We start from the raw sequence: 24,451 nt of genomic DNA, 5'->3' as shown, positions 1-24,451 counted from the left end.
CCATGGCCGACCTTCACGATGCCCCCGTGGGCCTGACCGGCGCCCAGGCCGGTGTCTGGTACGCACAGCGGACGGCACCGGACAGCCCGGTGTTCAACGTCGGCCAGTACACCGACATCCCCACCGACCTGGACGTGGACCGCTTCGTCGAGGCGCTGCGGACGCTGGTCGAGGAGAGCGACGCCCTGCGCGCGCGGGTGGTGGTCGATGGGGACCGGCCCGCGCAGGTGATCGGGTCCGGGCCCCCTCGTGACCCGGCCGTCCTCGACCTGCGCGAGGACGACGGGGAGGAGGCGGCGCGCGAGCGGGCCCTGGAGTGGATGCGCGCCGACCGGGAACGGCCGGTCGACCCCGAGGTCGGGCCGCTCCACCGGTTCGCGCTGCTGCGAGTGGGGGACGCGCGCTGGTTCTGGGTCCAGCGCTACCACCACCTGGCGGTGGACGCCTACGCCATCACGATGATGGCCCGACGCGTCGCCGACCTCTACACCCGGCTGGGGCGGGGGGAGGAGGTCCCGGCCTCCCGTTTCGGAAGGCTCGCCGACCTCGTGGCCGACGAGGAGCGGTACGAGGCCTCCGAGCGTCACGAGCGGGACCGGGCCCACTGGGTCGATCTGATGGCCGACCGGCCCGAACCGGCCCTGTGGTCCTCGGCTCCGCCCGCGCCGCACGCCTCGTTCCTGAGGGCGCGCCTCTCCGTGGGAGCCGACGTCGCCGAGGCGCTGGACTCGCTGTCCGCCGCCCACGGCGCGACCTGGGCCGACGCCCTCGTGGGGGCCTTCGCCGCCTACACCCATCGTCTCACCGGGGCCGACGACCTACTGCTCGGCTCCCCGACGATGGGTCGGGTGGGAACGGTGGGGCTGCGCACCCCCGCCATGGTCGTCAACGTGCTGCCGCTGCGCCTGCGCGTGGACTCGACGCTCACCGTCGCCGAGGTCGTCGAGCGCACCGCCGCCGCCCAGCGCGACCTGCGCGCCCACGGGCGCTACCGGTCCGAACGGCTCCGCCGCGACCTGGCCGCCGTCGGCGACCGCTTCGGCCTGTACGGACCCGAGATCAACGTCAAGCTCTTCGACTACACGCTCACCTTCGACGGGGCGGCCGCCGCCACCACCAACCTGTCCGAGGGGCCGGTCGACGACATCGCCGTGTCCGTCTACCGTCCGGCCGCGGGCGGTCTGGTCCTGGAGGCCAACGCCAACGACGCCCGCTACGACGAGGCCGGGGCCCGCGCCCTCCTGGCCGGGTTCGCCGACTTCCTCGCGGGGTTCGCCGGCGCGAACGGCGCCACCCTCCTGGCCGCGCTGGACACCGTCGCCCCGACCGACCTCCTTCCGGCCACGCCGCCGGCCCCGGGCGAGCGGGCCCCGGTCACCGAGACCCTGTTCCGCTCCGCCGACCTCGCCCCCGACGCCACCGCCCTGGTCCATGGGGATCTCCGACTCACCCGGGCCGACCTCGTCGACCGGATCGACCGCCTGGCCCACCTGCTGCGCGACTCCGGGATCGGCCCCGGCGACACCGTCGCCCTGGCGCTGCCCCGCTCCGTCGACCTGGTGATCGCCCTCTTCGCGGTTCTGCGCGCCGGAGCCGCCTACGCACCCGTGGACCCCGACCACCCCGTCGACCGGATCGCCCGGGTACTGGACAGTGCCCGGCCCGCCCTGGTCCTGGCGGACTCCACCACCTCGCACCGGCTCCCCGAGGACGCCGAGGCGCGGCTCCTCGAACTCGACACCGACGAGGTCCGCGAGGCGCTCGCCGAACAGCGCACCGGCCGGCTTCCGGCGCCCGACCCCCGATCGGCCGCCTACGTCATCCACACCTCGGGCTCCACCGGGCTGCCCAAGGGCGTGGTGGTCGAACACCGCTCCCTGTCAGCCCTGGCCGATACCCAGCGGGACCACCTGTACCGTCATCTGCCCGAGGGCGCGAGGGTCGGCCACACCGGCTCCTTCACCTTCGACGCCTCCTGGGACAGCCTCCTCGGCCTGGTCCACGGCCACGAACTCCACCTGATCGACACCGAGGTCCTTCTGGACCACGCCCGGCTCGGCGCCTACGTCGACGAACACCGGATCGAGCACCTGGACCTGACCCCGAGCTACCTGCGGGGGCTGCTGGACTCCGGCGAACTCCACCGGGCCCCCGCCCTGCTCACCTTCGGCGGCGAGGCCTGCCCGCAGGGACTGTGGGACCGGCTGCGCGCCCTGCCCGGTACGCGGGCCCTCAACTTCTACGGCCCCACCGAGAACACCGTCGACGCCCTGGTCTGCGACGTCGCCGACACCCCCGACACCGCGATCGGCCGACCGGTCGCCGGGGTACGCGCCCACCTGCTGGACGCGGCCCTGCGGCCCGTACCGCGCGGGGTCCCCGGAGACCTGTACCTGGCGGGCGAGCTGCTCGCCCGCGGCTACGTCGGCCGTCCCGACCTGACCGCCGAACGCTTCCTCGCCGACCCCTACGGCCCTCCCGGCACCCGCATGTACCGCACCGGCGACCGCGCCCTCGTCCGCGAGGACGGCACCGTCGCCTACCTGGGGCGGGTCGACGGCCAGGTCCAGGTGCGCGGATACCGGGTCGAACCCGCCGAGGTGGACGCGGTCGCCGCCGCCCACCCCCGGGTCGCGCAGTGCGCCACGGTGGTCCGCGAGAGCGCGAACGGCACCGCGCGTCTGATCGCCTACGTGGTGGCGACCGAGGGGGAGCGAACCGGCCGCGACCTCGAAGAGGAACTACTCGCCCACCTGGCCGAACGCCTGCCCGACCACATGGTCCCCTCCCGGGCGATGGTCCTGGACCGGCTGCCCCTCAACTCCAGTGGCAAGGTCGACCGCACCGCCCTGCCCGAACCCTCCGCCCCGACCGGCGACCCCGCCGAACCCGCCACCCCCGCCGAACACACCCTGCTCGGCGTGCTGCGCGAGACCCTGGGCACCGACACCGGCCCCCACGACGACTTCTTCCGCCTGGGCGGCGACAGCATCCTCGCCATCCAGGTCGTCAACCGCGCCCGCGCGGCCGGACTGGGCCTGACCGTGCGCGACGTGTTCGAGGCGCCGACCGCCGCGGGCCTGGCCGCCCGCGCCACGACCTCGCCCCTCGCGCCTCGGATCGCCGACGACCCGGTCGGTCCGGTGGAGCCCACCGCCGTGACCATCGAACATCTCGCCCAGGGCGGCCCCGGCACCCGCTTCACCCAGTCCCAGGTGCTGTGGACCCCGGCCGGGCTGACCGAGGAGATCCTCGCCGAGGCCTTGCGCGCCGTCATCGCCCATCACGGCGCCCTGCGCCTGAGGGTCCGCGACGAGGCGATGGAGGTCCTGCCCGCCAAGGACACCCGCGAGCACCGTCCGCTCACCCGGGTGGACGTCGCCGACCGGTCCGAGGACCAGGTGACCGAGGAGATCGTCACCCAGGCCGCCGAGGCCCACACCCGGATCGACCTCTCCGAGGGGCACCCGTTGACCGCCGTCTGGTTCGACGCCGGACCCGACCGGATGGGACGACTGCTCGTCCAGGTCCACCACCTGGCCGTCGACGGGGTGTCCTGGCGGGTGATCGGCCCCGACCTGGCCGAGGCCGTCGCCGCTCTCAGCGCCGGCCGTCCCGTCCGGCTCGCCGGGGCGGGCACCTCGCTGCGCCGTTGGACCCGACTGCTCCACGAGGAGGCCCGCCGGCCCGAACGGCTCGCCGAACTCGACCACTGGCTCGACCAGACCGACCCCGCCCGGCACCGCCGCCTGGGCGCCCGCGACCTGGACCCCGACGTCGACCGGGTCGCCACCCGGCGCTCCCTCGACGTGGAACTCGACCCCGACCTCACCCATCGGGTGCTCACCGGCATCGGCCCGGTCTATCGGGTCGGGCCCGAAGAGGTCCTGCTCGCCGGTCTGACCCTCGCGGTCGGCCGCCGACTGCTGGTCGAACTGGAAGGGCATGGACGGCGCGACCTGCTCACCGCGCCCACCGACCTGTCCCGCACCGTCGGCTGGCTCACCACCTCCCACCCGGTGGCCCTGACCCCCGACGGCGATCCGGCCGGCACCCTCAAGAGGGTCAAGGAGACCCTGCGCGCCACCCCGGGGCACGGCCTCGGCCACGGCCTGCTGCGGCACCTGAACCCCGAGACCGCGCCCCGCCTGGCCGACCGGGCCCGACCCGACGTCCTCTTCAACTACCTGGGCCGCTTCGGTGCCCCCGCCGCACAGCCCTGGGAGTCCGCTCCCGTCTCCACCCGGGTCATGCTCGGCGAGGACCCCGACCGTCCGCTCACCCACGGCCTGGAGATCGGCGCCGTCGCCCAGGAGGGTCCCGAGGGCGCCCGCCTGCACCTGACCCTGCGCTGGGCGCCCGGCGTCCACACCTTCGAGGACGTACGCGGCCTCGCCGACGACCTCACCGCCGCCCTGACCGCCCTCGCCGAGGCCGCAGCCGACCCCGGGCCGCACACGCTCACCCCCTCCGACGTGCCGCTCCTATCGATCGACCGGACCCGCATCGAACAGGTCGAACGCGCCTGGGTCGACACCCACGGCGATCCCCGGGCACGGCTGTCCGACCTGTGGCCCGCCACCGAACTCCAGGCCGGTCTGGTTTTCCACAGCCTCCACGGTCCGGGACACGACGCCTACACGGCGCAGTCCACCACCCGGATCGACGGCGACCTGGACCCCGGACGCCTGCGCCGCGCCGCCGCCCTGCTCATGGAACGGCACCCGAACCTGCGCGCCGGCTTCCACCTCCAGGACGGCGAACTCGTCCAGTTCGTCCCGGCCGAACTCGACCCCCTCTGGCGGGAGGTCGACCTGACCGAGGCCACCGACCCCGAGAACGCGCTGGAACGGCTGCGCTCCGAGGAGATCGCCACCCCCTTCGATCCGTCCCGGCCGCCGCTGATGCGCTTCACCCTGGTCAAGGCGGGCTCCGACCGGCACCACCTGGTGGTCACCGACCACCACACCCTCCTCGACGGCTGGTCGACCCCGCTGTTCCTGCGGGAGCTGTTCGCCCACTACGCCGACCCGGAGACCCCGGCACCCCGCGTCGGCTTCCGCGACCACCTCGCCCACCTGGCCGAACGCGACTACGAGGCCGCCGACCGCGCCTGGGCCGAGGAGCTCGCCGACCTGGACGGACCCACCCTCGTCGCCCCCGACGCCTCGGCCCACGGCGGTGAGGAACAGCGGATCCTGTACGCCTCGCTCACCCCGGCCGAGACCGAACGGCTCACCGGCCTGACCCGCGCGCTGGGCGTCACCGCCAACACCGTCGTCCAGGCCGCCTGGGCGCTGGTCCTGGGCTCGGAGACCGGCCGCGACGACGTCGTCTTCGGCACCACCGTCTCCGGTCGCCCGACCGACCTGCCCGGAGCCGAGAACGCCCTGGGCCTGTTCATCAACACGATCCCCGTCCGGGTACACCCGCGCGCCGACCTGTCCCTGACCGACCTGCTCACCGGACTCCAGAGCCGGCAGGCGGCCCTGGCCGAACACCACCACACCGGCCTGACCCGGACCCAGGAGCTGTCCGGTCATCGGACGCTCTTCGACACGCTCCTGGTCTTCGAGAACTTCCCCGATCGCGACGCGCTGGCCGACCGCGACTACGCGGGCGTCCGCCTCACCGACGTCCGCGTCGAGGACGCCACCCACTATCCGATCTCGATCAACGTCCTGCCCGGCCGCACCCTCGACCTCAGGCTGTGCCACCGCCCCGACGCCGTGGACGCCCGCCGGGCCGGCGCGCTCCTGGAACGGCTGCGCACCGTCCTCGGCCGGATCGTCGAGCGGCCCGGCCTCGGTGTCGCCGAGGTCGACACCCTCACCTCGGCCGAACGCGCCCGGGTGTTGGACGGCTTCAACCGGACCTCGACCGCGATCACCGCGCCGCGCCCCTGCGACGCGGTGGCCGACCAGGCGGGCTGGACCCCCGACGCGATCGCCGTGATCGACGCCGAGGGCGAGCACGACTACGCCGAACTCGACTCCTGGACCTCCGACCTCGCCGCTCTGTTGTACGCCCGCGGTGTGCGCGCCGGACAGGTGGTGGCGGTGGCGTTGCCGAGGTCGGTGGATCTGGTGGCCGCCCTGCTCGCGGTGCAGCGGGTGGGCGCCGTCTACCTGCCGTTGGATCCGGGGTTCCCGGCCGACCGGATCGTCTACATGCTGGACGACTCCGAGGCGGTGCTGTTGCTCACCGGTGGGGGAGTGGAGGCCCCCGCCGGTGTCACCACCCCGGTCCTGGACCTGGACGAGATCGCCTCCCAGGGCGGGACGTTCGAGGGCGCCTACGTCCCTGCCGAGACTCCGCGCCCCGACGCGCCCGCCTACGTGCTGTACACGTCGGGGTCGACCGGACGGCCCAAGGGGGTGCTGATCGACCATCGCAACCTGGCCAACTTCCTCACCGACATGGGACGGCGCCTCCCCTTGGAGGCCGGCGACCGTTGGCTCGCGGTGACCACGGTCGGCTTCGACATCTCCGCCCTGGAGCTGTACCTGCCGCTGCTGTCCGGGGCCACGGTGGTCCTGGCCGACCGGGACACCGTCCGCGACCCCCGGCCGCTCGCCGAACTGATCACCCGCTCGGGATCCACGATCATGCAGGCCACCCCGTCGCTGTGGCGCTCCCTGATCGAGCACGACCCGTCCGCTCTCGCCGGGCTGCGGGTCCTGGTCGGCGGCGAGGCGGTCCCCGAACCCCTGGCCGCCCGGCTCGCCGAACTCTCGATCGAAGCCCACAACGTCTACGGGCCCACCGAGACCACCATCTGGTCCACCACCACACCTTTGGACACCGACGGCCCCGTCACCATCGGCCGACCCATGGCCAACACCCGGGTGTACGTGCTCGACGCCGCGCTGCGCCCCGCCCCCGTGGGCGTGGTCGGCGACCTGTACATCGCCGGCTCCGGTGTGGGCCTGGGCTACCTCGGACGCTTCGGCCTGACGGCGGAGCGGTTCGTGGCCGATCCCTTCTCGGGCGGGCCCGGGTCGCGGATGTACCGCACCGGCGACCTGGCCCGGTGGCGTACGGACGGCACGTTGGACTTCCTGGGCCGGGCCGACTTCCAGGTGAAGGTACGCGGTTTCCGGATCGAGCCCGGAGAGATCGAGAACGCCCTGGAGGCGTCACCCGACGTCGCCCGAGCGGTGGTCACCGCACACGAGGACGCCTCCGGCTCCTCCCACCTGGTCGCCCACGTCGTCCCCACGGGCCCGGCCGGGCCCACCGACCCGAGCCTCGACACGGTGGCCCTGCGCGCCCACCTCGCCGAACGCCTGCCCGACTACATGGTGCCCGGCGCGATCGCCGTCCTCTCCTCCCTCCCGCTCACCGCCAACGGCAAGGTCGATCGCAAGGCCCTGCCCGACCCCGCCGCCTCCGGCCACGTCTTCGGGCACGGACGCGCCCCGGCCGGAGCCGCCGAGGAGATCCTCTGCGGGGTCCTCGCCGAGGTGCTCGGCCGCGACCGGGTCGGTCCCGACGAGGACTTCTTCGCCCTGGGCGGGCACTCCCTCCTGGCCGCCCGGGTGGTCGCCCGCGTCCGCTCGCTGCTCGGCGCCGACGTCGGGGTGCGCGATCTGTTCGAGGCGCCCACCGCCGCGGCCCTGGCCCGAAGGGTCACCGACACGGCCTCCGGGGCCGGGGCCCCGATCGTCCGACTTCCGGAGGGCGAGCCCCGACGCCTGTCCCACGCCCAACACCGGCTCTGGCTCATCGACCGCGTCCACGAGTCCGGCGGCGCCTATAACGTGCCCCTGGCGGTGCGCGTCCACGATCGGCCGGACCTCGACGCGCTGCGCGCGGCCGTCGTCGACCTGGCCGAGCGCCACGAGGTCCTGCGCACGGTGATCGACGTCGATCCGGACGACCCCGGCACGCCCGTGCCGCGCCTCCTGCCCGCCGACGCCGTCGACGTGGCCGCCGAGCACGTCGACCGTCCCTTCGAGGAGGAACTGGCCCGGATCACCGCCCTCCCCTTCGACCTGGCCGCACGCCCCCCTCTGCGGGTCCGGCTGCTCACCGGCCCCGGGGTGGGAGAGGGCTGCGTCCTGCTGCTCGTCCTGCACCACATCGCCGCCGACGAATGGTCCTTCGGTCCGCTGCTGTCCGACCTGGACCTGGCCTACCGGGCCAGGGCACGAGGGGTCGCGCCCGATCAGGCACCCCTCCCCTTCCGTTACACCGACTACGCGGCGGCCCGGGCCGAACGCCTGGGCGACGCCGCCGACCCCGACAGCCGGCTCTCCCGCGCCCTCGACCACTGGCGGCGGCACCTGGAGGGGATCCCGGACGAACTCGCCCTGCCCACCGATCGGCCCCGGCCGGCGACCCCCTCGCACAGCGGCGGACTCTCTCAGGTGGAGGTCGCCCCCGAACTGCACGAGTCCCTGCGCGCGCTCGCCACCGAGCACGGCGTCACGGTCTTCATGGTCGTCCAGGCGGCCGTGGCCACCCTGCTGCACCGGATGGGCGCGGGGGAGGACATCCCGTTGGGCAGCCCGGTCGCCGATCGCGCGGACGAGGGGCTCCAGGACGTGGTCGGCTTCTTCCTCGACACCCTGGTGCTGCGGCTGGACCTGTCCGGCCGGCCCACCTTCGCCGAACTCCTCGCCCGGACGCGCGAGGTGGACCTGGCCGGCTTCGCCCACGCCGACGCCCCCTTCGACACGGTGGTCGAGGCGCTGCGTCCGGAACGCTCGGTCAGCAGGCACCCGCTGTTCCAGACGATGGTGTCCTACCAGCGCAGGCCCGAGGGCGTCGACGCCCTGTTCGGTTCGACCACCCACCTGGTCGAGACGCCGCTGGACACCGCCCGCTTCGACCTGGAGTTCGCCTACATCGAGGATCCGAGGCGTGGGACGCGGGTGGCGCTCAACCACTCCGCCGACCTGTTCGAGACGGCCACGGCCGATCGGTTGGCGGCCCGACTCGTCGCCCTGTTGGAGCAGGTCGCGGCCGATCCGCACCGAGCTCTGGGGGCCTTCGACGTGCTCGGCGCCGAGGAGCGCGCCCGGGTGTTGGACGGCTTCAACCGGACCTCGACCGCGATCACCGCGCCGCGCCCCTGCGACGCGGTGGCCGATCGGGCCGCCGACGAGCCCGACGCGGTGGCGGTCGAGGACGGCGAGGGCGCCCACACCTACGCGGACCTTCACGCGCGGGTCGATCGGATCGCCGCTCTGTTGCGCGCCCGTGGGGTGCGCGCCGGGCGGGTGGTGGCGGTGGCGTTGCCGAGGTCGGTGGATCTGGTCGCGGCCCTGCTCGCGGTGCAGCGGGTGGGCGGTGTGTACCTGCCGTTGGATCCGGGGTTCCCGGCCGACCGGATCGTCTACATGCTGGACGACTCCGGAGCGGTCCTTCTGCTCACCGGTGGGGGAGTGGAGGCCCCCGCCGGTGTCACCACCCCGGTCCTGGACCTGGACGCCGTCCCGGCCGAGACGGCGGCCGTACCCCACGACGGCGCGGACGACACCGGGACGGCCGTCCACCCGGCGGCCCCGGCCTACGTGCTGTACACGTCGGGGTCGACCGGACGGCCCAAGGGGGTGCTGATCGACCACCGCAACCTGGCCAACTTCCTCACCGACATGGCCCACCGGGTGCCCCTCGCGTCGGGAGACCGTTGGCTCGCGGTGACCACGGTCGGTTTCGACATCTCCGCCCTGGAGCTGTACCTGCCGCTGCTGTCCGGGGCCACGGTGGTCCTGGCCGACCGGGACACCGTCCGCGACGGGGCGGCCCTGGCCGAACTCCTCCGGAACGGCCGGATCGACGTCATGCAGGCCACCCCCACCCTGTGGCGGATGCTGACGGAGACCGACCCCGAAGCCCTGACCGGCCTGCGGGTCCTGGTCGGTGGCGAGGCCCTGCCGCCGGCGCTCGCCGACACCCTGACCGAGGCGGCCCGGGAGGTCGTCAACGTCTACGGGCCCACCGAGACCACCATCTGGTCCACCGCCGCCCCGGTCCACGCGGACCGTCCGGTCACCATCGGCCGTCCGATGGCCAACACCCGGGTGTACGTGCTCGACGCCGACCTCGGCCCGGTCCCGCCCGGGGTCCCCGGCGACCTGTACATCGCCGGCGCCGGTGTGGGCCTGGGCTACCTCGGCCGCTTCGACCTGACGGCGGAGCGGTTCGTGGCCGATCCGTTCGCCGCCGAACCCGGAGCGCGGATGTACCGCACCGGAGACCTGGCCCGATGGAACCACGACGGAACCCTGGACTTCCTGGGCCGGGCCGACTTCCAGGTGAAGGTACGCGGTTTCCGGATCGAGCTCGGCGAGATCGAGACCGCGCTCGCCGCCGTCGACGGGGTCGGCCAGGCCGTGGTCACCGCCCGCGAGGACGCCGACGGTCACTCACGCCTGGTCGCCCACCTGACCGCCGGCGGAGAGGCGGACGTCTCCTCGCTGCGGGCCGAGCTCTCGACCCGTCTGCCCGGCTACATGGTGCCGAGCTCCTTCGTGATCATGGACGCCCTGCCGCTCACCGCCAACGGCAAGATCGACCGCAACGCCCTGCCCGACCCGGCCACCGTCGAGACCGCCACGGTCCGCGACACCGGACGCGACCCCGCCACCGAAGCCGAACGCGCGCTCTGCGAGGTCTACGCCGAGGTCCTGGGGCTGGACAAGGTCGGCGCCGACGAGGACTTCTTCGCCCTGGGCGGCGACAGCGTCCTCACCCTGCGCCTGGTCGGCGGCGCCCGCCGGGCCGGCTGGGTGGTCACCGGGCGGCAGGTCTTCCGTAACCCGGTGGTCGCCGATCTGGCCGCCGTCGCCGAGCCCGCGGCCCCCGAGGCGCCCACGCCCCTCTCCGAGACGGCCGAGGAACCGCTGATCTCCCTCGCCCCCGGACAGCTCGACCAGATCGAATCGATGTGGAGGAAGCGGCGATGACCCGCCCCACCGACCCCGACACCACCACGCCCTCCCCGGGGGCGATCGCCGACGTCCTGCCGCTCGGCCCCCTCCAAGAGGGGCTGCTGTTCCACCACGCCCTGAGCGGGGGAGCGGGGGACGCCTACGGGATCCAGCTCAGGATGGAACTCCTGGGCCGGGTCGACCCGGAACGGCTGCGCACGGCGGCGTCCGCGCTCCTGACCCGTCACCCCAACCTGCGGGCCGGGTTCCTGTACGAGGAACTCGACCGGCCGGTCCAGTTCGTCCCGGCCGTCACCGAACTCGACTGGACGCACACCGACCTGAGCACGGAGGAGGACCCCGCACGGGCCGAGGACGGGGTGGCGGAGGAGGAGTTCGGGCGCGGTTTCGACCTGGCCGCCCCGCCACTGGTGCGCTTCCACGCCCTCACCACCGGCCCGGGACGCCTCGTGCTGGTGATCACCGCCCACCACGTCCTGCTCGACGGCTGGTCGTTGCCGATCCTGGCCCGCGACCTGCTCGGACTGTACGCGGCCGACGGCGACGGTAACGCTCTTCCATCAGCACCCCGTTACCGGGACCATCTGGCCTGGATCGGCTCACGCGACCACGAGGCCGGACGTCGGGCCTGGTCCACCGCCCTGGAGGGGCTGTCCGAACCCACCCTGATCGCCCCCGCCCACGGCCACCCGGCCGAGGAACCGGGATCTGCCGCCGTCCCCCCGCGCCCGACCCGGATCCGGGCACCGTTGGGGGCGGACCTCGATCGGAGGCTGCGCTCCCTGGCCGCCGAGAAGGGCGTCACCGTCAACACCGTCCTCCAGACGGTGTGGGCGCTGGCCCTGTCCACCCACACCGGCCGTCACGACGTCGTCTTCGGCCAACCGGTCTCCGGCCGCGGCTCCGAACTCCCCGGAGCCCAGGACACCGTCGGCCTGTTCACCAACACCCTCCCGGTCCGGATCGCCCTCGACCCGGCCGAGTCGCTCTCCGACCTGCTCACCCGGGTCCACCTCGACCGGGCCGACCTGCTCGACCACCAGTGGACCGGCCTGGCCGAGATCCAGCGCGCCACCGGACACGGCACCCTCTTCGACACCCTCCTGGTCGTCGAGAACTACCCATTGGACGAGGCCGTCACCGGACGCGACCACGCGGGTGTGCGCGCCGGACGGATCCGGGTCCGCGACGCCACCCACTATCCGGTCACGCTCACGGTGACGCCGGGAGAGGAGGGGGGAGACGACGCCCTCCTGTACCTGGACCACCGGGACGAGGCGGTACCGACCACGATCGCCCGCGGACTCCTCGACCTCGTCCTCCACCTGCTCGATCAGGTCCTCGCCGACCCGGACCGCCCCGTACGCGCCCTCGACCTGATCGCCCCGAGCGCGCGGGCCGCGTTCCCCGGCCCCGACACCTCCCGGCACACCACCGAGCACACCGACGCCCTCGCCCCGCTCGCCGAGGCCGAACGCGCCCACCCCGACCGGACGGCGGTCGTCTCCGCCGAACGCTCGCTCACCTACCGAGAACTGCACACCGAGGCGGCACGACTGGCCCGACTGCTCACCGAACACGGCGCCGGCGCCGAGACGGTGGTCGCCGTCGCGCTGCCCCGAGGCGCCGACCTGATCGTCGCCATCGTGGCGGCGCTGCGCTGCGGCGGCACCTATCTGCCGCTGGACCTGGACCATCCGCCCGCCCGCCTGGCCGACATGGCCGAGCGCGCCGGGGCGACCCTGGTCCTGACCACCTCCGAACGGCGTGGGGCGCTCGCCGACCTGCCCGACACCGTGGTCCGGATCGAACTGGACGACTCCGACACCCGGGCCCGCGCGGCCGCGCTCGACCCTCTGCCCTGGGCCGCCCCCCACCCCGAACACCTGGCCTACGTCCTGTTCACCTCCGGTTCCACCGGCCGCCCCAAGGGGGTCGGGGTCTCGCACCGGGCCATCGCCAACCGGATCGAGTGGACCCAGGGCGCCTACCGGCTCACCCCCGAGGACCGGATCGCCCACAAGACCCCGGTCGGCTTCGACGTGTCGGTCTGGGAGTTCCTGTGGCCGCTGAGCACCGGGGCGTCGATCGTCGTCGCCCGCCCCGACGACCACCGCGACCCCGCCCGACTGATCGACCTGTTCGCCCGCGAACGGGTGACGGTCTGCCACTTCGTACCGGCCGTGCTGCGCCTGTTCGTCGACGAACTCGCCACCGCGCCGACCGGTCTGCCCGATCTACGGCTGCTCATCGCCAGTGGGGAGGCCCTCACCCTGGATCTGGCGCGGGACCTCGGCGCGGCCCTGCCCTCCGTGCGCCTGGAGAACCTCTACGGCCCGACCGAGGCCGCCATCGACGTCACCGCCCACGGCGCCACCGGTCCGGGCGCGCCGGACCTCGACCTCGGCGACCCGTCGGGGACGGTGCCCATCGGCCGGCCGGTCTGGAACACCACCGCGCACGTCCTGGACGACTCCCTGCGCCCGGTGCCCCCCGAAGCGCCGGGGGAGCTCTACCTCGGCGGCGTCCAGGTGGCGCGCGGCTACGTCGGACGTCCCGACCTGACCGCCTCCCGCTTCGTCGCCGACCCCTACGGCCCGCCCGGCTCCCGGCTCTATCGCACCGGCGACCTGGTGCGACGGCTGGACGACGGCTCCCTCGTCCACCTCGGCCGCTCGGACGACCAGGTCAAGATCAACGGGGTACGGATCGAACCGGCCGAGACCGAGGCGGTACTGCGGGCCCTGACCGGGGTGGCCGAGGCCGCCGTCACCGTCCGTACCGACGCCGCCGGCGCGGCGACGCTCGCCGGCTACCTGGTCCCGGTCCCGGGAACGCGCCCGGACACCGACGACCTGAGGGGCCGACTCGCCTCGGCGCTCCCGCCGGCCGCCGTGCCCGCCACCCTCACCGTCCTGGACCGGATGCCGTTGAGCGTCAACGGCAAGGTCGACCGCGGGGCCCTCTCCGAACCCGAACCCCTCCCGGTCGGGGGCAGAGGCGCGGCCACCGACGCCGAACGTCTCCTGTGCGCGGCCATCGCCGACCTGCTGGGAAGGGAACCCGAGAGCGTCGGAGCCGACGCCGACTTCTTCGCCCTGGGCGGCGACAGCGTCACCTCCATCCGGCTCGTCGGCCGGGCCAGGGCAAGCGGTCTGGAGTTCACCGTCCGCGACGTGTTCATCCATCGCACCGCCGAACGGCTCGCCGCGCACGCCGCCGGCACCGTCTCCGAACCGGCCGAGCCCGAACCGGGCCCCGAACCCGGCGACGAGTTCGCCGGGCTCCTGGACGCCGGGGAGATGGACGACCTCCAGCGGCTCTGGGAGCAGGGATGACCCCGCCCCAGGGGCGCCCGGCCCACCATCCACCACCGTCATCGACCGAGGAGAACCCCATGAACACCGGCGCCGAGGGTCCGGGGCGGATCCAGGACGTGCTCCCGCTGGCCACCCTCCAGGAGGGGCTGCTGTTCCACTCCGTCAAGGACGAGGTGGACCTGGACGTCTACACCGTCCAGAACGTCTTCGAGTTCACCCGCCGTGTCGACGCCACCGCCCTGCGGGCCGCCGCCGACGCCCTCCTGCGACGCCACCCGGCCCTGCGCGCCGGGTTCATGCACGAGGGGGTCGAACGTCCGGTCCAGTTCGTCCCCGAGCGGGTCCCGGCGGCCTGGAACGAGACCGATCTGTCCGACCTGCCCGTGGTCGAGGCGCGCCGCCGTCTGGACCACCTACGGGTCGCCCAGCGCGAACGCCGCTTCGACCTGGCACGCCCGCCTCTGATCCGGCACGTGCTGGTCCACCTGCCCGAGGGGCGGGACGTCCTCCTGCTGACCTTCCACCACATCGTCATGGACGGCTGGTCGGGCGAGCTCTACAACGCCGAGCTGATGGACCTGTACCTGCGCGGCGGGGACGACAGCGGTCTGCCCGACCCCCGCCCCTACCGCGACTACCTGGTGTGGCTCTCCCGTCAGGACCGCCGGAGCTCGGTGGAGGCCTGGCGCTCCGCCCTCGACGGAGTGGACGAGGGCACCCTGATCTCGGCGGGGGAGGGCGGCGACACCACGATCATGCCGCGCACCGTCGACGGGATCGTCGATCCCGCCCTGGCCGACCGGCTCACCACTCTGGCCCGGGAACTCGGCGTCACCCCCAACACCCTCTTCCTCACGGCCTGGGGGCTGGCCCTGCGCTCCCACACCGGCGGCGACGACATCGTCTTCGGCAGCACCGTCTCGGGACGCCCGCCCGAGATCGACGGGGTCGACTCCATCGTCGGCGTCTTCTTCAACACCGTGCCGGTCCGGGTCCGGGTCCGACCCGCCGAGACCGTCCGCGACCTGTTGGTCCGGATCCAGGGGGAACAGGCCGACCTGCTGGCCCACCACCACGTGGGGCTGGCCGACATCCAGGGCGCCGTCGGCGGCCGGCGTCTCTTCGACACCCTCTACGTCCAGCGCAACATCCCGCGCGACGACGAACGCTACCGGGACGTGCGCGAACGCACCGGACTGGAGTCGGTCACCGGCAACGACGCCACCCACTATCCGCTGACCTTCGTCGTCCAGCCCGGCGACGAGCTCCGGCTCAGCCTCGCCCACCGCACCGACGTGGTCTCCGCCGAGACCGCCCGCGAACTGTACGACCGGGTGACGCGGCTGCTCGAAGGGATCGCCGACCGCCCCGACGCCCCGGTCTCCGCCCTCGACCCGCTCGACACCCGGACCCGAGAGGCCTGCCTCGCCCTGGGCGAAGGGCGACGGCTCGCCCTGCCCGACACCACCCCGGCCGCGCTCTTCGAGGCCTCCGCGGCCCGCGCACCCGAACGCGTCGCCCTGGTGACCAGGGAGGAGCGCCTCACCTTCGCGGAACTGGACGAGCGTGCCGAACGCCTGGCCCGCCTGCTCGCCGACCTGGGCGTGGGGCCCGAGGCACGGGTCGCGATCGCCCTGCACCGCTCCGCCGACTGGGTGGTGACGCTGTTCGCCGTCCTCAAGCTCGGCGCCGCCTACGTCCCCCTGGACCTGGAGCACCCGGCCGCGCGGCTCGGCCACATGATCGCCGACTCCGCGCCCCTGGTCACCGTCACCACCGCCCGCGCCGCCGAACACCTGCCCGACGAGGCCGAGGGCGACGGCCGACGGTTGTACCTGGACGACCCGGCCACCCGCGCGGATCTGAGGTGGGTGGACCTCACGGTGCCCCGCCCGCCCGTCGAGCACCGGCCCGACCACCTGGCCTACGTCATCTTCACCTCCGGCTCCACCGGCCGCCCCAAGGGGGTGGAGACCCCCTACCAGGGGCTGGTGAACATGCTGGTCAACCACCGCGCCGAGATCTTCGACCCGGTGGTGGCCGAACAGGGCGGCCGCGTCATGCGGGTCGCGCACACCGTCTCGTTCTCCTTCGACATGTCCTGGGAGGAGCTCCTGTGGCTGATCGACGGCCACGAGGTGCACCTGATGGACGAGGAACTGCGTCGCGACTCCGCCGCCCTGGTCTCCTACTGCGCCGAGCACGACATCGACGTCGTCAACGTGACCCCCTCCTACTGCGGTCAGCTCCTCGACGACGGTCTGCTCGGCGACACGACCGGGCGGGAGGAACGGCACCGCCCGCCACTCGTCCTGTTGGGCGGCGAGGCGGTCACCCCCACCGTCTGGGATCGGCTCCGCGACACCGACGGCGTGCTCGGATACAACCTGTACGGGCCCACCGAGTACACGATCAACACCCTCGGCGGCGGCACCGGCGACAGCGCGACCCCCACGGTGGGACGCCCCATCGCCAACACCGACGTGCGCGTCCTCGACACCTCTCTGCGGCCGGTCGCCCCGGGCGTCCCCGGAGAGCTGTACGTGACCGGGGTCGGCCTGGCCCGCGGCTACACCGCGCGCCCCGACCTGACCGCCGAGCGGTTCGTCGCCGACCCCTACGGAGCGCCCGGGGCCCGGATGTACCGCACCGGCGACCTGGTGCGGTGGGACGAGGACGGGCTCATCGACTACCTGGGCCGGATCGACGACCAGGTGAAGATCCGCGGGGTGCGCATCGAACCCGGCGAGGTCGTCTCCGCTTTGGAGGAGCACCCCGACGTCGTTCAGGCGGCCGTGACCGTGCGGGAGGACACCCCCGGCCTCAAGCGGCTGATCGGCTACCTGGTCCCCGGAATCGGGAAGGGGATCGACACCGACGCCCTGCGCCGGGAGCTGCGCGACTCCCTGCCCGACGCCATGGTCCCCGCCGTCCTGGTCACCCTGGACCGGCTGCCCCTGACCGTCAACGGCAAACTCGACCACGCCGCCCTGCCCGCGCCCGCCCACCAGGGGGCGGCGGGACGTCCGCCCCGGGACGACGTCGACCGCGCCCTGGCCGACGACTTCGCCGCCGTCCTCGGCCTGCCGGAGGGGGCGGACAACCCCGTCACCCTCGACGACGACTTCTTCGACCTGGGCGGCCACTCCCTCCTGGCGATGCGCCTGGTGGGGAGGGTCCGCAAGCGCACCGGGCAGCGGCTGCGCGCGGGCGACCTCATCGCGGCGCCCACGGTGGCCCGCCTGCGCGACTACCTGGAGTCCCCGCGTCGTGAGGACCTACTCGCGCCGATCCTGCGCCTGCGCGAGGGCGGACGCCGCCGGCCCCTGTTCTGCCTCCACCCGGCGGCCGGACTGAGCTGGTCCTACGCGGGACTGGCCCCCTACGTCGACAGGGAACGCCCCCTGGTCGGCGTGCAGTTCCCCGGCCTGCGCGAGGACGATCTTCCGCCCACCATGGACGCGCTGGTGGAGCGGTACGCGCGGCTGATCCGCACCGTCCAGCCGAGCGGCCCCTACCACCTGGTGGGCTGGTCCTTCGGCGGTCAGATCGCGCACGGCCTGGCCACCCTCCTCCAGTCCGAGGGGGAGCGGGTCGACTTCCTGGGGATGCTCGACACCTACCCCACCGACTCCGAACCGGTCCGCCGGGCGGGCGGGGCCATGACCGACGACGAGGCCGAACAGGAGGCGCTCGACTTCCTGCTCTCCGGCTCCCGACGCGACCTCCCCTCGTGGCTCACCCCTCCCTACCGGCGCGCGGACGTCGTGGAGTTCCTGCGTGACGGCGACGGGGTGTGGTCGGACTTCGACGCCGAGACCATCGAACGCGTGGTGCGCGCCCGCGTGTACACCAACGAGGTCATGTACCGGGCCGACTACCGCGTCTTCCGCGGTGACCTGCACTTCTTCTCCGCCGTCGCGCGACGGGACCCGGGCTCGGGGATCACCGCCGAACTGTGGAAGGAGTACGTCGACGGGCGGGTGATCGACACCCCGGTCGACCACCACCACGACGACCTCACCGGCCCCGCGGCGCTGGCCGTCATCGGTCCGGTCCTGGACCGCGCGCTGCGAGGAGAGCACGGCTGACCCTCTCCTCGGGACGGGGGCGCCCCACCGATCTTCAGATGCTAAGGTTAGGCTTACCTAATGGAAGCCGGGGGGATTCGGCGGGCCATCGGCCTCCCCCGTCCCACACCGCCCCCTGCCCCGGGCGGCCCACCCCACCCCACGCACCCCTCCCCGACGACCCCGAAAGCGAACCCGTGACAGTGTCGACCGCCCGCCCCCGAAGCACCGGCATGGCCGCCGGCGCCCTGGCCCTGACCCTCGCCCTCACCTCCTGCGGCGCCGACGACCCCTCCGACGCCGCCGACGCCTCCACCGAGACCACCACCGTCGAGACCGACTACGGACCCGTCGAGATCCCCACCGACCCCCAGAGGATCGTCGCCCTCGAATTCGGCAACGAGATCCTCGTCGAGGCCGGCATCGACCCCGTCGGCGTCATCGACCCCAACCCCGGCCTCTACACCCCCGAGGAACTGGAGATCCTCCAAGGGGCCGACGTGGTCCAGGAGTCCAGCCTGGAGATCAACATCGAGGCCGTCGCCGCCGCCGAACCCGACCTCATCATCGGCGGCGTCCGCGAGGTCAGCCACGACGACTACGAGGAGCACTTCGAGAACCTGTCGCGGATCGCGCCCACCGTCCTGTTCGACTTCGACGGCGCCGGGCCCGAACTGCGCGACATGAGTCTCGACCTCGCCGAGGTCGTCGGCGACGCCGAACGCGCCGAGGCCGAACGCGAACGCTACGAGGAACGCGTCACCGAGCTCCGCGTCACCTACGCCGAACAGCTCCAGGACCACACCTTCGCCGTGGTCTTCGGCGTCGACGACCAGTTCGCCGTCGTCAACACCAACGCCTGGGGCGCCTACATCCTCGACGAACTCGGCGCCGAGACCACCTCCGTCATCGAGGAGGCCGGCGGCGACTTCGCCACCTTCCAGTCGTACGAGAACATCGACAAACTCGACGACGCCGACGTCGTCCTCTACGAGACCGACGTCTCCCTCGAACCGGACGCCTTCACCGCCGACCTCCTCGACCAGAACCTCTGGGCGAGCCTGCCCGCCGCGGAGAACGACCGCGTCCACCCCCTGCGCTACAGCTTCTCGCGCACCTGGGGCCAGGCCAACGACGTCCTGGACCAGCTGGAGGAAGTCCTCCAGGACCTGTAGGACCCGCACCCGACGGAAGGAGTCACCATGACCAACCCCTTCGACGACGCCGAGGGCACCTTCCTCGTCCTGGTCAACGAGGAGGAGCAGCACTCGCTCTGGCCCGTCTTCGCCCACGTCCCCGACGGCTGGACCCCCGTCCACGGGCCCTCCTCCCGGGACGAGGCTCTGGACTACGTCAACACCCACTGGACCGACCTGCGCCCGCGCGGCCTGCGCGAGTCCCTCGCCTGACCCCACCGGAACGGCTCGGTGGAGCCCCTCTCGTTCGGCTCCACCGACCGTGCCCCCGGGCCCGACACCCACGCGCCCGTACCAGTCTTCGTGAAGGACCCCGTGAAACTCTCCACGCTGATGGTCGACATCGGCCCCCTGCGCACGAGCCGCGAGTTCAGGATCGTCTTCGTCGCCCGACTCGTGTCCATCTTCGGGCTGGGCTTCGCCGCCGTGGCGCTGCCGATGCAGGTCTACCAGCTCACCGGGTCCTCCCTCGCCGTGGCGACCGTGCACACCACCTCCGCCGTCAGCGTCCTCACCGGCACCATCGTCGCCGGCATGCTCGCCGACCGGGGTGACCGCCGCCGCCTCATCGTCATCGGCCGCGCCTCCGCCGTCATCGGTTCCGGAGCGCTGGCCGTCAACACCCTCACCCCCGGCGAACCCTGGCTGTGGGTGATCTACGCGGCCGCCGCCTTCAACGGCTTCTTCGGCTCCTTCAGCGCCGTCGCCCTCCAGGCCGCCGCCCCCGGCTTCGTCCCCCGCGACAAACTCCCCGCCGCCGGCGCCCTGCTCGCCCTCAACGGCGAACTCGGCTCCGTACTGGCCCCCGCCCTGGGCGGCGGCATCATCGCACTGTGGGGGATGGGAACCAACTTCGTCATCACCGCCCTGCTCTCCTTGTTCACCACCCTCCTGGTGTGGCGTCTGCCCCGACTCGACGTCCCCGAGGACGGCCGACGGCAGTCGATCGCCACCGCCCTGCGCGAAGGCGGACGCTTCGCCGTCGGCCACCGCGTCGTCGGACCGCTCCTGCTGCTGGGCCTGGTCCAGATGCTCTTCGCCGCGCCCCAGGTGCTCATCAACGAGTTCACCGACAAGGTCCTCGGCGGCGGCCCCGGCCTGGTCGGACTGCTCTACACCGCCCCCGCCGTCGGCGCGCTCCTCGGCTCGCTCACCAGCGGCTGGGCCGGACGCGCCCACCGGACCGGAGCGCTTCTGCTCACCGCCGTCGCCCTGTGCGGCCTGGCCGTCCTCGGACTGGGCGCGAGCACCTGGGCGCCGTTCGCCTTCGTGTTCCTGGCCTTCCTCGGCTTCGGCCAGGTCGTGGAGGAGATCCTGCGCTACGCCCTCCTCCAGTCGCACACCCCCGACCGGCTCCGCGGCCGCGTCAACGCGGTGTGGACCGCCCAGTCCACCGTGGGCGGCTCGGCCGGCGCCCTCACCCTCGGCGGTCTGGCCCCCCTCATCGGCGCGGCCGGAGCCCTCATGGCCGGCGGCGCCCTCACCATCGTGAGCGTCGGTGCCCTGGCCGTCGCCTTCGCCGGCCTGCGCACCGCACGGGTCCTCCGGGACCCCGAGACCCTCGCGTCCGACGGCCCGCCCGTCGCCGACGCGGACCGTACGACCCGAACCGACAAGGAGAAGAAGTGACCCACGAACGCCTCCTCGAGATGTACCCGCTCAAGCGACGGGTCCTGGAGGTCGCCGAGGTCGAGCGCGTCACCCCGAGGATGATCCGCGTCCATCTGGAGGGCCCCGACCTGGAAGGCCTGCGCAGCGACCACTTCGCCGACCACGTCAAGCTCTGGTTCCCCAACGAGGACGGCGACCACGTCCTGCCCATCGTCGAGGACGACCGCTGCCTCAACTTCCGCGCCGAGGGCGTGGTCTTTCGCGACTACACCGTCCGCGCCCTGGACACCGACGCCGGGCGGTTGAGCATCGACTTCGTCGCCCACGACCACGGGCCCGCCGGCCGCTGGGCGATCGACGCAGAACCCGGACAGCGGCTCGGGGTGCTCGGCCCGCGCGGCACCGCCTGGATCACCGGCGAGTTCGACCACCACGTGCTCCTGGTCGACGAGACCGCCCTGCCGGCCGCCGCCCGCTACATCGAGGAGCTTCCCGAGGACGCCGAGGTCCACGCGTTCTTCGAGGTCGCCGACGCCGCCGAGGAACAGGAGCTCAAGGCCCCGAAGAACGCCCGGATCACCTGGCTGCACCGGAACGGGGCCGCGCCCGGCTCCACCGACCTGCTGTTGGAGGCCTTCCGTTCCCTGGAGCTTCCCGAAGGCGACGGCTTCGTGTACGCGGCGGGGGAGGCCGGCACCCTCAAGCCCATCCGTCGCCTGCTCAAGGAGCGCGGCTTCGTGCGCAACGAGACCTGCGAGGTCGACGGCTACTGGCGCCGCGGCACCAGCAACCTCGACCACCACGAGGAGGACGAGGACTAGTCTCCTCGATCCTCCCGGAGAACGGGCCCCGCGATCGAAGTCCGATCGCGGGGCCCGCCGTCGTCCGCGCGACCGGTAAGCGAACCGTGAACCCCGCGAGTGGCGCCTTGACCGGGCCGGATCCGCCACCGATGATGCTGCGCCATGAACCAAGGTGCCCACCACGCCCAAGATCCGCCCGCACCCGCCGTCACCGTCCGCGACCTGCGGGTACGACGCGGCGGCACCACGGTCTTCGACGGTATCGACCTGGAGATCGCCCGAGGCGGGATCACCGGCCTGATGGGGCCCTCCGGCTGCGGTAAGACCACCCTGATGCGCGCCATCGTCGGGACCCAACGGATCCGTTCGGGCACCGTCACCGTGCTCGACCGGGAGGCCGGAAGCGCGACACTGCGCCGCCGTGTCGCCTACGACACCCAGGCCGCGTCGGTCTACACCGACCTCACCGTCGAACAGAACCTGCGCTACTTCGCCCGCCTGATCGGCGCCTCCCGACACGACATCGAACGCGTCCTCGACCAGGTGAACCTACGCGACCAGGCCGGACGCCGGGTCGACACGCTCAGCGGGGGCCAGGCCAGCAGGGTCTCGCTCGCCGTCGCCATCCTCGGCCGCCCCGAACTCATCGTCCTCGACGAACCCACCGTCGGCCTCGACCCCCTGCTGCGCGAGGAACTGTGGGAGGTCTTCCACACCCTGGTCGCCGAAGGGGCGACCCTCATCGTCTCCAGCCACGTCATGGACGAGGCCCTGCGCTGCGACCGGTTGCTCCTGATGCGCGACGGCCGCGTCATCGCCGACACCACACCCGCGCGGCTGCTCTCCGAGACCGGCGCCGCCGACCCCGACCGCGCCTTCCTGACCCTGATCGAGAGGAAGGCCGGATGAACGTCACCCGCACCTTCGCCACCAGCGGCCGCGTCCTGCGCCAACTCGGCCACGACCCCAGGTCGATCGTCCTGCTGCTCGTTGCGCCGAGCCTGCTCGTCGGCCTCTTCGCCTGGCTCTTCACCGACACCGACGTGTTCGATGGCATCGGCCCGGCGATCCTCGCCCTCTTCCCGTTCGTGGTGATGTTCCTGATCACCAGCGTCACCACCCTGCGCGAACGCCGCTCCGGAACCCTCGAACGCCTGCTGTCCACCCCGATCGGTAGATTCGACCTGATCTTCGGCTACGCGTTCGCCTTCGGTCTCGCCGCCGTCGTCCAGGCCTTCGTCACCGTGCTCTTCGCCGTGTACGTGTGCGGCCTCGACGTCCAGGGCCCGCTCTGGCAGCTGGGCGTGGTCGCGGTCGTCGACGCCCTGCTGGGCACCGCGCTCGGGCTGCTGGCCAGCGCGTTCGCGCGCACCGAGTTCCAGGCGGTGCAGTTCATGCCGGTGCTGGTGTTCCCGCAGATCATCCTCGGCGGCCTCTTCATGCCCCGCGACCGGATGCCCGACGTGCTCTACGCGATCTCGGACTGGCTGCCCCTGAGCCACGCCATCGACGCGGTCAACGCCGTCGCCGCGGGCGACGAGGCCTGGGAGGTGTACCGCCCCCTGCTGATCGTCGCCGCCTTCACCGTGGGCGCCGTCCTTCTCGCCTCCCTCACCCTCCGCCGCCGCACCCCGTGACCTAGAGGTTCTCGGAGCGGGTTCCCGCGCTACGCCAGGCCTGCCAGGCGAGGTAGGAGAACGGCAGGACCAGAAGCAGGTCGGCGAGGTAGGCGATCCAATCCACGCGTAGGACCCTGCCCGCGGGGAAGGCGATGGCCGCGACGCAGATGAAGACGGCCGCCCAGCGGGGCGAGGTCCGGGTCCATCCGATCATCAGACCGAAAACGAACAGGGCGAGAGGGAAGACCGGCCCGGGAAGCCAGAGCACGAGGAGGCTCTGAGGGGGGTATTCGGAGAAGCTGGACAATGCTATTCGATTCACCACCCCCAGGGCCTCCTCGAAGAACCCCTGGAGGCCGAAGGAGATGGTTCCGAACATTCCTGCGAGAAGAACGATCAGCCAGATTCCCGAAATATTGGGGATATGAACACGAAGTCGATCGTATTCCCCGAGAAACCCGTAGACCCAGGGCACCATGGACAGCGCGATCAGCATTCCTCCGGTCACTCCGTAGTGTCCATCGTTCCAGAAGAACGGGGAGGCGGCGAAGGTGACCGGGCCGAGAAAAAGTGCCACGGCCTGTAGTCTCTTGATGAGCATGGCAGTACCCTACGATCCCTGGTCGGTTCTTCGAAGAGGTGACCGGAAAGTCCGGAGCGCCGTGTTCGCTCGTGTCGGGAAAAGGAGGATACCCTTCTCTTCGGCATTTCAGATGTTTTTGCCTGAGGTCTCCCCGGGTCTTCCGGGGAAGGAGCATGCCGGCCGAGGCCTGCTGAATCTTCGGAGCGAGAACCAGAGGAGTTCGTACCGAACCGATCGTCGGTGGCCCGATCGGAACTCCGCGGACGCCGCCGGTCGGCCGCGGTCCTGGTCGGTGTCGGTCGAACACCGACCAGGACCCCGCACCCGCTGATGATTCGGGCGGTGCCG

10 protein-coding genes are annotated in these 24,451 nt (G+C 72.7%); 9 read left to right on the top strand and 1 reads right to left on the bottom strand.

Going from position 1 to position 24,451, the window contains the following annotated elements; translation table 11 throughout:
- Window positions 1–2 precede the first annotated feature (2 nt).
- The 9 genes from TR33_RS22555 to TR33_RS22515 all read left to right on the top strand — a co-directional run bounded on the left by TR33_RS22555 (window position 3) and on the right by TR33_RS22515 (window position 23,538).
- Window positions 3–10,916 carry a non-ribosomal peptide synthetase gene (locus tag TR33_RS22555; RefSeq protein ID WP_042285326.1) on the top strand — a complete coding sequence of 3,638 codons (10,914 nt, stop codon included), beginning with the start codon at window positions 3–5 and terminating at the stop codon, window positions 10,914–10,916.
- Window positions 10,913–14,239, top strand: coding sequence for a non-ribosomal peptide synthetase (locus TR33_RS22550; protein ID WP_042285325.1), 3,327 nt, complete (start codon window positions 10,913–10,915; stop codon window positions 14,237–14,239). The genes TR33_RS22555 and TR33_RS22550 overlap by 4 nt, the downstream gene beginning before the upstream one ends.
- 59 nt (window positions 14,240–14,298) lie before the next feature.
- The gene (locus TR33_RS22545) at window positions 14,299–18,312 is read left to right on the top strand and encodes a non-ribosomal peptide synthetase (protein ID WP_042285323.1); all 4,014 of its coding nucleotides are present in this window, start codon (window positions 14,299–14,301) and stop codon (window positions 18,310–18,312) included.
- Between the two features lie 176 nt (window positions 18,313–18,488).
- On the top strand, window positions 18,489–19,466 hold the full coding sequence (locus TR33_RS22540) for an ABC transporter substrate-binding protein (RefSeq protein ID WP_234305935.1): 978 nt from the start codon (window positions 18,489–18,491) through the stop codon (window positions 19,464–19,466).
- Between the two features lie 27 nt (window positions 19,467–19,493).
- On the top strand, window positions 19,494–19,700 hold the full coding sequence (locus TR33_RS22535; RefSeq protein ID WP_014911161.1) for an MbtH family protein: 207 nt from the start codon (window positions 19,494–19,496) through the stop codon (window positions 19,698–19,700).
- A gap of 18 nt (window positions 19,701–19,718) precedes the next feature.
- Window positions 19,719–21,116: an enterobactin transporter EntS gene (entS, locus tag TR33_RS22530; RefSeq protein ID WP_042285320.1), complete on the top strand. Its 1,398-nt coding sequence runs from the start codon at window positions 19,719–19,721 to the stop codon at window positions 21,114–21,116.
- Window positions 21,113–21,919: a siderophore-interacting protein gene (locus TR33_RS22525; protein WP_017536020.1), complete on the top strand. Its 807-nt coding sequence runs from the start codon at window positions 21,113–21,115 to the stop codon at window positions 21,917–21,919. The genes entS and TR33_RS22525 overlap by 4 nt, the downstream gene beginning before the upstream one ends.
- A gap of 144 nt (window positions 21,920–22,063) precedes the next feature.
- Entirely contained in the window at window positions 22,064–22,810 is a 747-nt protein-coding gene (locus TR33_RS22520) for an ABC transporter ATP-binding protein (protein ID WP_042285319.1), read from the top strand.
- Window positions 22,807–23,538, top strand: coding sequence for an ABC transporter permease (locus TR33_RS22515; RefSeq protein ID WP_017536022.1), 732 nt, complete (start codon window positions 22,807–22,809; stop codon window positions 23,536–23,538). The genes TR33_RS22520 and TR33_RS22515 overlap by 4 nt, the downstream gene beginning before the upstream one ends.
- A gap of 1 nt (window position 23,539) precedes the next feature.
- On the opposite strand, the gene TR33_RS22510 is transcribed toward TR33_RS22515, so the two are convergent.
- The gene (locus TR33_RS22510) at window positions 23,540–24,121 is read right to left on the bottom strand and encodes a hypothetical protein (RefSeq protein WP_017536023.1); all 582 of its coding nucleotides are present in this window, start codon (window positions 24,119–24,121) and stop codon (window positions 23,540–23,542) included.
- Window positions 24,122–24,451 lie beyond the last annotated feature (330 nt).

Source organism: Nocardiopsis alba, assembly GCF_000710955.1.
GTDB lineage: Bacteria > Actinomycetota > Actinomycetes > Streptosporangiales > Streptosporangiaceae > Nocardiopsis > Nocardiopsis alba.
This window is presented reverse-complemented; position numbering and strand designations above follow the sequence as displayed.